This window comes from Corynebacterium sp. LaCa_70 (assembly GCF_058182015.1).
Map to the genome: position 1 here is coordinate 1,195,194 of NZ_CP190914.1, position 11,822 is coordinate 1,207,015.

Here is an 11,822-nt window from a genome sequence, read left to right on the forward strand (position 1 = left end):
CGCTAGTTAATCAGGTAGGCCTCGAGTGCTTGTGACAACCACAATTGATCTTGCACGCCAATCATCTCCCGCGCCGAGTGCATCGACAACATGGGCACCCCCACATCGACGGTATCGATACCCAACGCAGTCGCCGTAGCTGGGCCAATCGTAGAACCACACGGTACGGCGTTGTTGCTGACATAATTTTGGATCGGGACCATCGCAGCCCGGCACGCATTTTCCCACAATGCAATCGTGCGAGCGTTTGAAGCATAGCGCTGCTTCGAGTTGATTTTGGTGACCGGACCGCCACCTATAATCGGTGGATTATGTGGATCATGCTTGTCGGCATAATTCGGGTGGATCGAATGCGCTGCATCTGCAGACACGCACGACGAACGACGCAGCATTTGTAAATAGCTTTCACGGTCTGCTCCCAACGCGGTCGCGGTGCGCTCTAGGACCTCCGACAAAATAGGGCCTTGCGCACCCGTCGTCGAGGCAGAACCGACTTCTTCATGGTCGAAAGCTGCCAAGACTGCAATATCCGAGCTGAAATCACCAGAAGCAACGGCACGCTGCAGTGCAGTCAAGCTAGCAAACACGCTGGAAAGATTATCCATGCGGGAAGAAGCCAGCAGATCCGCCTGCGCCCCAAATAATCCGGCAGGCTGCGACGGGGCTGTGATCAGACTCCAGGACGCAATATCTGATTCGGCAATCCCCAGTTGATCCGCCAACACTTCCGCGATACCAGTGCGGCCGGCTTGGTCCTGGATAGCGCCACTGGCGGCGTCGGCAAGCCCCATAATGGGGTGCAAGTGTTTTTGCTTGTCGACGCTGAACTCCTTCGAGCCATCGAGGTGAATCGCCAAATGCGGAATCCGCAACAGCGGTCCGGTATTCACCAACCGCTCGGAACCGTCGGTCAGAATTACCTGGCCTGCCAGGGTAAGCTCCCGGTCAAACCAGGAAGAAATAATCGGTCCACCGTAGACTTCTACACCCAGCTGGTGCCAGCCATGCTGCGTACTATCAGGCTGTGGTTTCAGAGTGAATCCTGGAGAATCAGTATGCGAACCGATAATTCGGAAACCGGAGTTCGTTCCCGCATCCTCCGGTACATACCAGGCCATGACCGCGCCATCACGCACGATGACATGCCCTCCCGGGCTAGCATCCCACGGCTGATCTTCCTCATGTTTGTGGAATCCAGATGCTACTAGCTGTTCAGCCACCCGATGTGCCGCATGAAACGAACTCGGCGCAGCATCCAGAAACTCCATGAACTGGTTAATCTCATTCATTATTACTCACACACTTTCGGTTCGAACGCACTCATCTTTCCGTCTCACCCAGCTTAGTGGTAACCCAGGTGCACCGTTTAAGCTGGATTACATTATGAGCACCACGAGCACACCGAAAAATTCCCAGAGTTCTCGAAAACCGAAACCACTAGCGTTGTCACCGTCACGGGCTGGCGACTATCAACAGTGCCCGTTGTTGTACCGTTTGCGCGCGATTGATAGATTGCCGGAACCCAAAACTTTGGCCCAGGTCAAAGGTACTTTGGTGCACGCAGTTTTAGAGGATATGCACAAGCTGCCCGCTCATGAGCGCACTTACCCCGCCGCGGTGAAAATGCTCAAACCGAATTGGGACAAGATGTGTTCTGCCGACGATGAGCTTATAGATTTAGTACCAGACGCAGAAACCTATGATTTCTTGGTGGAATGCCGCAGCCTGGTAAAAGGCTATTTTCAGATGGAAAACCCGCAAGGTTTCGATGCGGAATCGGTGGAGATGTATGTCGATACCGTCCTGCCTAATGGCGTTCCGGTGCGTGGGTTCATTGACCGCGTGGATAAAGCGCCAACTGGTGAAGTCCGCGTGGTCGACTACAAAACCGGCAAGAAGCCAATCCCCCGGTTTTCCCACAACGCGCGATTTCAAATGCTGTTTTACGCGCTGGTGTACTGGCGCCTGCGAGAGACCATCCCGCACCAATTACGGCTGATGTATATCAAGGTTATCGACGATATGGTGCTTGCGCCTTCCCAAGAAGAACTCGAATTTTTCGAGCGGGACTTGGGAGAATTATGGGCCAAGATTGAAAGAGATGGCCGTAGCGGACACTTCCGCACCAAGACCTCAAAGCTATGCGGATGGTGCCCGCACCAAAAACTTTGCCCGGAGTTCGGGGGAACTCCTCCCCCGTATCCCGGCTGGCCTGGATCAACCGCCGATTAATCCACGGGCTGCTGACTCACCCCCGGCGCATCCGCAGGCCGTGAATTTGTTGAGGTTACGACAAACCGCTGATGACGCCGTCGTCACTGATATCGATGGCTTCTGCCGCAGGGCGCTTCGGCAGTCCAGGCATGGTCATCACCTCACCAGTCAGAGCCAGGACAAATCCGGCACCGGTACGAGGCAGCAACTTGCGCACGTGCAGCGTATGCCCCTTCGGTGCACCAAGCTGGGAAGGATCATCGCTGAAGGAATACTGCGTTTTCGAGATACAGACCGGCAATTGATCCCAGCCGCATTCACGCAAATAGTTTAAGTCTTTGCGCGCATTAACTGAGTACTCGACGTTGCTTGCTCCGTAGACCTGTTGTGCGATGGTTGCGATTGATTCCTCCACACCCTTCGCAGGGTCATACAGGGTTGTGCTTTGACCATTGAGGTTTGCCAACACCTTTTCTGCAAGGTCCTTCGCACCGGCACCGCCATGAGCAAATACGGTGGATTCAGCCAACTCCACATCGAACTTCTGCGCCCAGTCATGCATAAACGCAATTTCTTCAGCGGAGTCCGAACCAAAGATATTTAGCGCTACTACTGGGGTTACGCCGAATTGACGCACGTTATTGACATGTTGTTCTAGGTTGGCCACGCCTGCTGCCAGAGCGTCCACATTAGACTCTTCGAGGTCAGTTTTCGCTACGCCACCGTTGAATTTCAGTGAGCGAATCGTAGCGACGACAACGGCAGCATCGACATTCAGATCAGCGTGGCGGGCCTTGATGTCGAAGAATTTTTCGGCGCCCAAGTCAGATCCGAACCCGGCCTCTGTCAGCACGATGTCGGCTTGGTTGAGCGCTACTTTTGTCGCGAGAACACTGTTGCAGCCGTGGGCAATATTACCGAACGGGCCGGTGTGCACCAGTGCTGGAACTCCCCCGAGCGTCTGTACCAAGTTAGGTTGCAGTGCGTCTTTCAGCAGCACCGTCAGTGCACCATCTGCGCCGAGTTCCCGCGCAGTCACCGGTTTTTTATCATAGCTGTAGCCGACGGTGATATCGCCGAGACGCTTACGCAAATCGGCCAAATCAGTGGACAGACCAACGATGGCCATGATCTCTGAGGCCGCGGTGATGGTGAATCCAGATTCCCGCGGGGATCCGTTGCCTGGGCCACCCAGCCCGGTGACGACGGAACGCAGCGAGCGGTCATTGACGTCTTCACAGCGCTGCCACGTGACGCGGCGCGGATCAATGCCTAGCTCATTTCCTTGGTGAATATGGTTGTCGATCAAGGCAGCCAGCGTGTTATTGGCGGAGGTGATCGCGTGAAAGTCACCGTTGAAGTGCAGGTTGATTTCGTCCATGGGCACGATCTGGGAATAACCGCCCCCGGCTGCCCCGCCTTTAATACCCATGACAGGCCCCAGCGACGGTTCGCGGATGGCTACCATGGCGTTCTTGCCGGCTTGGGACAGCGCGTCGGTGAGACCGATCAGCGTGGTCGATTTTCCTTCGCCGGCCGGTGTAGGCGAGACACCGGTGACCAGCACAAGCTTGCCGTTTTCCCGGCTCCAATCGAGCTTACTGGTATCGATCTTGGCTTTCTTTTCGCCATACGGAACTAGGGCCTCAGCAGGAATGCCTGCCTTGTGTGCAATGTCCGTGATTGGCTCTAACTTGTGATTGTTTGCGATTTCAACATCGGTTGGGATAGAACTCATGCCCACCACTGTAGCCGCTGTGGGCTTCAGTGATGGGCATTCTATTCGTGGTATGACTCGCTGGTCACAGCCTGGTGTTTTCTAGTCGTCCAAATAGAGTTTGCCGCGGAATTCTGGGTGCATCAGATTTTCCTTGGACAAAACGCGGTCGACGGTTTCTTCGTCCAACAGCCCTTTCTCCAGCACCAATTCGCGGACGGACTTGCCGGTCTTCGCTGCTTCTTTACCAATGAGATCACCCTGGTGGTGGCCGATCAGCGGGTTCAGGTATGTGACGATACCGATGGAGTTTTCTACGTACTCACGGCACACATCCGCATTTGCGGTGATACCTTCTACACATTTTTCGCGCAAAGCATCCACGGCGTTGCCCAAGATACGTACGGACTGGAACAGGGCCTCACCCATAACTGGTTCCATGACGTTGAGCTGCAACTGACCTGCTTCAGAAGCCATCGATACAGTGAGATCGTTACCGAATACCTTGAAGACGGTTTGGTTGACAACTTCCGGAATCACCGGGTTGACCTTCGCAGGCATAATCGATGAACCAGCCTGACGTTCCGGCAAATTGATCTCATTCAAGCCAGTACGAGGACCCGAGGACAGCAAGCGCAAGTCATTACTAATCTTTCCCAGCTTGGAGGCCGCACGCTTGACTGCTGAATGCGCCAGCACATAGGCGCCGGTGTCCGAGGTCGCTTCGATGAGGTCACGGGCCGTCTTCAATTCCAGGCCAGAAACCTCCGACAGTGCGGCGGTGACTTGGTGCCGGTATCCCGCAGGAGTGTTGACCCCAGTTCCGATTGCTGTGGCGCCCAAGTTGATTTCCAACAGGCGCTCCTGAGCCTCGCGTAATACCGATTGCTCTTCTGCCAAGTTGGCACCGAAAGCGCGGAACTCGTCGCCAAGGGTCATAGGAACGGCATCCTGCAGCTGGGTACGGCCCATCTTCAGAATGTCGGAAAATTCATGCGCCTTCTTGGTAAACGACTGTTCCAATTTACCAATCTGGTCGATCAAGCGATCCAGAACCGCAATCAGGCCCAAACGGAAACCGGTTGGGTACGCGTCGTTAGTGGACTGTGACATGTTGACGTCGTCGTTGGGGTTGATGACATCGTAGGCACCTTTGTCTTCGCCCAGGTACTCCAGAGCCAAGTTGGTAACAACCTCGTTGGTGTTCATATTGAGCGAGGTTCCGGCGCCGCCTTGGAAAACATCGAGCGGGAATTGGTCCATGCACCGGCCTTCTTCCAAGATCTGGTCACAGGCCCAGATGATGGCTTCTGCTTTTTTCTTCGGCAGCGTATGCAGACGACGGTTGGCCATAGCTGCGGCTTTTTTCACCATGACCATGCCGCGAATGAACTCGGGAACATTGTTGATGGTTACCCACGAGATCTGGAAGTTATCGATTGCACGCATTGTGTGCACGCCATAATAAACATCGTTGGGAACTTCCATCTCGCCGAGCAGATCGCGTTCAATACGAGTTTTCTTCTTCGAGGTCGCTGATTGTGAACCCGACGAACTAGTTGATTTCGTATCCGCTTTGTTAGCTGCGCTAGCGTCGCTTTTCGTCTTGCTGCTTTCTGTGCTTTCGTCCGACTTCTTCGCCATCTGAGAGTCACTCCTTTTGCGCGTGTTTACGCCATAATTCGTGCTGTACTTAGTGAGGGCAACAATTACTAAGGGCGGCTTTGTGCCCGTTGCCTCCCCCAGAGTACCTGCGGAACTACATACGCGCGATGCGTAAATCGGAAGCCAGAATAGCTTCGGCGCCCACCGCAGAAATTTGATCCATAAGGTTATTTGCTTGCTTGCGTGGAACCAGCGCGCGCACCGCTACCCAGTTCTCGCGTGCCAGCGGAGATACCGTTGGGCCAGTCAAACCCGGGGTAAACTTCGCAGCTTCGTCCAGGTTGTCGCGTGAGATGTTGTAATCAATCATCACGTAATTCTGTGCATGCAAAATTCCCTGAATCCGGGAGAGTAAAATCTGCTGTTCGGAGGTTATCTCTGCCCCGCGGCGTGCAATGACCACTGCCTCGGATTCGATAATCGGCTCCCCGAATGCCTGCAGTCCCTGCTGGCGCAAGGTATTACCCGTCGAAACCACATCGGCGATGGCATCGGCAACGCCCAATTTAATCGAAATTTCTACCGCACCATCCAAGCGGATAACTTCTGCGTCTATACCGCGCTGCGCCAGGTAATCCCGCACCAAGTTCGGATAAGACGTCGCAATGCGCTTTCCAGCGAGCTGTTCGACCTTCCAGTCTTCGTTATTTGGCGCAGCGAAGAAAAAACGAGAATCACCGAACCCCAGCGGCAATACCTCGTCGACTGCTGCCCGTGAATCCGCAGCTAGGTCGCGTCCGGTAATTCCTAGATCCAGCTGGCCGTTAGCGACATAGATGGCGATGTCTTTTGGGCGCAAAAAGAAAAATTCGATGTCGTGCTCAGTATCGGCGACCGCCAATGCCTTGCTATAACCGCGGGTTTTATACCCCGCTTCCTTCAAAATGGATTGTGCAGCGTCGGAAAGCGATCCTTTATTGGGAACAGCGATTTTGATCATGAGAGTTTATTAGCCTCGGAGTTGTGCAAAACGTTGATTAGAGATAGCGGTAAATATCGTTTGGATTAAGACCGCGGGCGACCATCATGACTTGTGTCCAGTAGAGCAACTGGGAAATTTCTTCCGACAGTTCCTCATCTGATTGGTATTCCGCGGCAATCCAGACTTCGCCAGCTTCTTCAATAATTTTTTTGCCGATGTGATGCACGCCAGCATCAAGGGCTTGGACAGTCCCCGATCCTTCGGGGCGCTGCTGTGCTTTCTGGGCAAGTTCTGCATGCAACTCGTCAAAATTCTTCACGACGGCCATTCTAGGGCATAACCTGTGTTACCGGAGTGAAATGCCAAACAGTGCATCGAGCGCGGATACAACAAGTTCGGCAGCCTGCGGATCATCGTCACCGCCGCGGGTACTTTCTGCCCAGGCGTCAACAGCCCGCAATGCGCCAGGTGAATCGAGATCATCAGCGATGCGCTCACGGATTGTGCGCACCAGAGCTTCTGCCTGCTCCAGATCACCAGGCTGTTGCACAGCGTCCCGCCAGGTAGCAAGACGTTTTTCGCTTTCTGCCAACACCTCATCGGACCAATCCCGGTCACTCCGGTAATGCTGGGAATACACGCCCACGCGGATCGCAGATGACTCGTGTCCATTGGCTGTGAGTTTGTGAATAAAGACCAAGTTGCCCAACGACTTTGACATCTTGGTGCCATCCAACCCGATCATTCCGGCGTGGACATAATGGCCTGCCATACGATCGACGTCGTAAGCTGCTTCGATGTGGGCTGCGGAAAATTCATGGTGTGGGAAAACCAGGTCTGAACCGCCTCCCTGGATATCGAAGCGCGCCCCCAAACGGTTCGCAGCGATAGCCGCACATTCGATATGCCAACCCGGACGGCCGCGACCAAATGGCGCCTCCCAGGACGGTTCGCCCTCCCGCTCGGCCTTCCAAATCAGGGCATCGAGCTCATCACGTTTACCGGGGCGTTCCGGATCCCCACCGCGCTCGGCAAAGACTTCCATCATGTCCTCGCGGTTAAAGTTCGATTCATAGCCGAATTGCTCAGTAGCGGTGATCGGAGCATAAATATCCGGGTATTCCCCATCAATGACATAAGCCTTGCCCTGGTCAAGCAGGCGTCCGACAATTTCGATAATCTCATCGACGGTTTCCGAGACTGACATAAAATCGTGCGGTGGGATAATTCCTAGCTGTTCCATGTCCGAGCGGAACAAATTAGTTTGCTCTTCGCCCAGTTCGCGCCAGTCCTGGTTATCACGTTCGGCACGCTCGAAGAGAGGATCGTCGACATCCGTGACGTTTTGTACAAAATGTACTGAACGCCCGTTGTCCAATAGCGCGCGATACACCAGGTCGAAAGTCAGATAGGTTGCTGCGTGCCCTAAATGCGTTGAATCATAAGGGGTAATACCGCAGACATACATTCCTGCAGGCCCCTCGGGGTTGTGGAAGCTGACCTCGCGGATGCGTTGATCCGCGGTGTCATAAAGCTTGAGCGGCACAGGGTTGCCGTGACGTGCTGGAATGGTCGGGACAGCAGGAAAAGGCCAAGATTTCATAACCTTCTACTGTAATGCTGTTTAGACTGGTTGCAGAACTCCTAGCCCCAATAACAGCATGACCAGCAATCCCAGTGGAATACGATAGGCAGCAAACCACGCAAACGAATGGTTGGCGACGAACTTCAGCAGCCAAGCAATCGCGGCATAACCAACCAAGCCAGCCACTAATGTGCCGACGGCTAGCTGCACACCACTTGCGGCCTGCCCGGAGGACGGGCCGAAGGCGTCGGGAAGCGAAAATAGCCCGGATGCCATGACAGCGGGAATCGCCAGCAGAAAGCTAAAGCGAGTGGCTACTTCACGGTCCAAGTTCAAAAACAGACCGGCGGAAATCGTGCCGCCAGAACGGGAAACTCCGGGGATCAATGCGAGACATTGCGCCAACCCCATGATGATGGCATCACGGAAGTTCAGCTCACCACTGCCACGAGTCTTTTTACCCCAACGCTCCGCCGCAATAAACACAAACGAGAACAGAATCAGCACGGCGGCGGTAATCCACAGGTTACGCAGGGAATCGCGAATGAAATCTTTCGCAAGGTAGCCGATGACGCCAATCGGAATGGAGCCGACGATGATCATCCACCCCATTTTCCAGTCCGCACCACGGGAGCTCTTGTCGACGAGCCCGCGCAACCAACCGCGCACAATCTGGACGATTTCGCGCCAGAAAAAGATCACGACGGCGATCTCCGTGCCCAATTGAATGACGGCAGTAAAAGACGCACCCGCGTCGGCGCCCCAGAAGAACTCGGAGAAGATCCGCAGATGGCCGGACGATGATACGGGGAGAAATTCAGTTAAGCCTTGGACGATGGCTAAGACAATGACCTGGATCCACGTCATATCTACCGCGTCGGCTGCTGCTGTGGCCTCAGCCGCGTGGCTGGCAGTACCGGTGGCTAAATCGCTCGTAATCACGGCTACCAGACTATACCCGTCGGCAACCCCTCCCCTCGTGCCGTAGCGTTCGGTGGCACTAGCCTGCGCTGATAGACTTAGCAGCTGTGAATATTCGATTTCGGTCGGCGCATTTTCGTCCCTATGCATTTTCTGCTTGTGCCGTAGCAGCCAGCGCAATCCTGGTTGCTTGTGCGGATAATCCGGCGTTACCGGGTGCAGACGTCCCAGACATGGGAAAGGCCACCCCGGTGCCAAGCTCGGATCAGGCGGATACCACAGAACTCGCTGGCGAGGTCATTACGAGGCCCGAGTTCGCTGCGGTTTCGGATATGGCAGTCGTCGGCAAGAATCTGGCCCTGCGCACGGATGATTCGCTGTGGCTGGGAACGGTTGATGAGCTTGCCGACGCCGGCACCACCGTCGATATTGCCGCAGAATGTGGTGAGCTTACAGCTACTGAACAACACTTCATTCTGGCTTGTGGTGATTCTGTGCACGTTTTCTCCGCAGGTGAGTCAGACGGCGAGGAGATTACGCCCGAGGTTGAATTTCCAGTTACTGCCGCAACCCGGATGAACAATGGCGATCTCGTGGTTGCTTCCGACGAATCAGCAGAGGTAGCAATCGTTTCACCACGTGGTGAGGTCATGTCTACATTTACCGCGGCTGCCCCTACTGATGAACTGGTGCATGTGGAGTCAGCATCACACGGCGAACAGTTGGTACGCACGTGGCGTGAGGACACCACAATCCAAAACCTGGACTGGCGTAATGAGCGCGGCGGCGGCACCCTGCGCGTGGGGCTCGGAGTCGGCGACATCGCAGTCGGTGATGAGGGGCTCGTTTTGGCAGCAGATACTCGTGGTAATCAACTGGCAGTGTATACCGCGCTAGATGTCATCCGTTTGCACCAGACCACGCCTGTACCAGCAGGCCCGTGGTCTGTTGCCTGGGATAGCGAACGGGATCTGGCGTGGGTGGCATCCACTAAGCACAACCTGTTGACTGCCTTCCGTATTTCTAGCGGTATCCCGCAGCGAGCCGCCCAACTGAAAACTCTTGCCGACGCGCAGTCGTTGGTGGTCACTGATGATGGGACGCTCGTGCTGGCCTCAGCGACCGGGCACGGTATCCAAGTCATCACCCAGCCTGAGGTGGCACAACCAGAGCTATCCGAACAACCTGAGGAGAACGCACAGTAATGGCTCCACAATTTGGGCAAGCACGTACAACGATGAGCTCGGCGGCTGCCAGCCTTCGCTCGGTGACTTACAACGCGGCTTATAGCGCAGCGTTGCGTGTGATGTTCCGCATAGATCCGGAACGTATACATCACGGGGTCAACACCGTGATGGCCGTGGTGAATTCTTCCCGATTGCTCCGGAAAGGGCTGGCGACGGTATTCAGCACTACTGACCCCCGTCTTGCTCAAGAGGTATTCGGCGTGCACTTCCCCCGCCCCCTCGGATTGGCTGCAGGGTTTGATAAAAACGCGCGTGCTGCCAAAGCGTGGTCGGCTATCGGTTTTGGCTATGCGGAATTAGGCACTGTCACTGCTGCCGCGCAGCCGGGAAACCCACAGCCGCGTTTGTTCCGTTTGAAAAAGGATCGCGCCATCCTCAACCGCATGGGCTTTAATAACGAAGGCGCAGCCCAAGCAGCGCAGAATCTGCGTGGACATGTTACTAGTGGCGAGACTGCACAGCGCGGTGTCATTGGTATCAATATCGGGAAAACGAAAAAGACTCCGGTGGAAAACGCCGCCGATGATTACCGACGCTCCGCTTCTGTCCTGGGATCGGCTGCGGACTATTTGGTGGTCAACGTGTCCTCGCCTAACACGCCTGGGCTGCGTGATTTGCAGGCAGTAGAATCATTGCGACCGATTTTACAAGCCGTAAAAGAAGTGTGCACCAGCCCAGTGCTGTTGAAGATTGCCCCTGATCTTTCCGACGCTGATGTCGATGCGTGTGCAGACCTAGCGGTGGAATTAGGGCTGGCGGGCATTATCGCAACAAATACCACGATTTCGCGTGACGGCCTACACACTTCCGCTGCTGAGGTTGCGGCCGCGGGCGCCGGTGGAATCTCTGGCCCGCCCGTCGCGAAGCGTTCCCTCGAAATCTTGCATAGGCTACATAATCGCGTTGGCGACAAGCTCGTCCTGATTTCGGTTGGTGGCATCACCACGCCACAACAAGCCTGGGAGCGCATCACGGCCGGCGCGAGTCTCCTACAAGGGTATACTGGTCTGATTTATGGTGGTCCGGGCTGGATCTCCAATATCCACCGTGGGCTGCTACGTCAACTTGATGTGCATGGTCTGGACAATATCTCTGCGGCTGTCGGATCTGGGCTGGAATGGCGTGATAATTAAGCCTTCGGCATGATCGAACGGCGCAAAACCAGTGCGCACACGAGGGCCAACACTGCGTACATGAATAACCAATGCTGGCCCATAAAGCCCAGTGCCGTATTTGCTAAGAACTGGCTAGCGATGATGAGTGCTACGGCGACAGAAAGTGCGACGACCTGAGCCACACTGGGTTTTTGCGCGCGATTGACGGTGGCAAAAGCTCCGAATAATACGGCTGCCGCACAAATTCCTAAAAAGGCTGGGGTGACAGCAAACGGAACCGCCCAGCCATCGGAAAGCCACGCGATGACACCAAAAATCGCGAGCGTCACCGCAAGCGCAAGAAAAGCGCCGCCAGCCCGCAAAGCCAGCGGCACCGTAACTTCGCGTTCAGCGGAGTGAGGGTTTTTCGAAGAAGAGTTTTTCGCTGCCATAAACC

General features: G+C 55.1%; 11 protein-coding genes. 3 read left to right on the plus strand and 8 right to left on the minus strand.

All coding sequences use genetic code 11. The annotated features are described in order from the left end of the window. Positions 1–2: 2 nt before the first annotated feature. The gene (locus ACP8MI_RS05400) at positions 3–1,289 is read right to left on the minus strand and encodes a M18 family aminopeptidase (RefSeq protein WP_049148280.1); all 1,287 of its coding nucleotides are present in this window, start codon (positions 1,287–1,289) and stop codon (positions 3–5) included. Positions 1,290–1,383: 94 nt separating this feature from the next. Here ACP8MI_RS05400 and ACP8MI_RS05405 point away from each other — a divergent pair, with 94 nt between their 5' ends. After that, positions 1,384–2,232, plus strand: a complete 849-nt coding sequence (locus tag ACP8MI_RS05405; RefSeq protein ID WP_126843777.1) for a RecB family exonuclease — start codon at positions 1,384–1,386, stop codon at positions 2,230–2,232. A gap of 55 nt (positions 2,233–2,287) precedes the next feature. On the opposite strand, the gene ACP8MI_RS05410 is transcribed toward ACP8MI_RS05405, so the two are convergent. The 6 genes from ACP8MI_RS05410 to ACP8MI_RS05435 all read right to left on the minus strand — a co-directional run bounded on the left by ACP8MI_RS05410 (position 2,288) and on the right by ACP8MI_RS05435 (position 8,970). Then, positions 2,288–3,952 carry a formate--tetrahydrofolate ligase gene (locus ACP8MI_RS05410; RefSeq protein ID WP_049148355.1) on the minus strand — a complete coding sequence of 555 codons (1,665 nt, stop codon included), beginning with the start codon at positions 3,950–3,952 and terminating at the stop codon, positions 2,288–2,290. A gap of 81 nt (positions 3,953–4,033) precedes the next feature. Beyond that, positions 4,034–5,575, minus strand: a complete 1,542-nt coding sequence (gene aspA, locus ACP8MI_RS05415) for an aspartate ammonia-lyase (protein WP_049148282.1) — start codon at positions 5,573–5,575, stop codon at positions 4,034–4,036. Between the two features lie 115 nt (positions 5,576–5,690). Further along, entirely contained in the window at positions 5,691–6,536 is an 846-nt protein-coding gene (gene hisG / locus ACP8MI_RS05420) for an ATP phosphoribosyltransferase (protein WP_049148283.1), read from the minus strand. A gap of 37 nt (positions 6,537–6,573) precedes the next feature. Then, positions 6,574–6,846 carry a phosphoribosyl-ATP diphosphatase gene (locus ACP8MI_RS05425; RefSeq protein WP_174232066.1) on the minus strand — a complete coding sequence of 91 codons (273 nt, stop codon included), beginning with the start codon at positions 6,844–6,846 and terminating at the stop codon, positions 6,574–6,576. An 18-nt stretch (positions 6,847–6,864) separates the two neighbouring features. After that, positions 6,865–8,121 (minus strand): cysteine--1-D-myo-inosityl 2-amino-2-deoxy-alpha-D-glucopyranoside ligase, encoded by a 1,257-nt coding sequence (mshC, locus tag ACP8MI_RS05430; protein ID WP_049148284.1) that lies wholly within the window; start codon positions 8,119–8,121, stop codon positions 6,865–6,867. Between the two features lie 21 nt (positions 8,122–8,142). After that, complete coding sequence (locus tag ACP8MI_RS05435) at positions 8,143–8,970, minus strand: undecaprenyl-diphosphate phosphatase (protein ID WP_049148358.1); 828 nt, start codon at positions 8,968–8,970, stop codon at positions 8,143–8,145. Between the two features lie 161 nt (positions 8,971–9,131). Here ACP8MI_RS05435 and ACP8MI_RS05440 point away from each other — a divergent pair, with 161 nt between their 5' ends. Next, on the plus strand, positions 9,132–10,229 hold the full coding sequence (locus ACP8MI_RS05440; protein ID WP_126843776.1) for a YncE family protein: 1,098 nt from the start codon (positions 9,132–9,134) through the stop codon (positions 10,227–10,229). After that, a complete protein-coding gene (locus ACP8MI_RS05445) occupies positions 10,229–11,404 on the plus strand; it encodes a quinone-dependent dihydroorotate dehydrogenase (RefSeq protein WP_390885506.1) in 1,176 nt (391 codons plus the stop codon). The genes ACP8MI_RS05440 and ACP8MI_RS05445 overlap by 1 nt, the downstream gene beginning before the upstream one ends. On the opposite strand, the gene ACP8MI_RS05450 is transcribed toward ACP8MI_RS05445, so the two are convergent. Next, the gene (locus ACP8MI_RS05450; protein ID WP_049148286.1) at positions 11,401–11,817 is read right to left on the minus strand and encodes a hypothetical protein; all 417 of its coding nucleotides are present in this window, start codon (positions 11,815–11,817) and stop codon (positions 11,401–11,403) included. The genes ACP8MI_RS05445 and ACP8MI_RS05450 overlap by 4 nt on opposite strands. Positions 11,818–11,822: the final 5 nt, after the last annotated feature.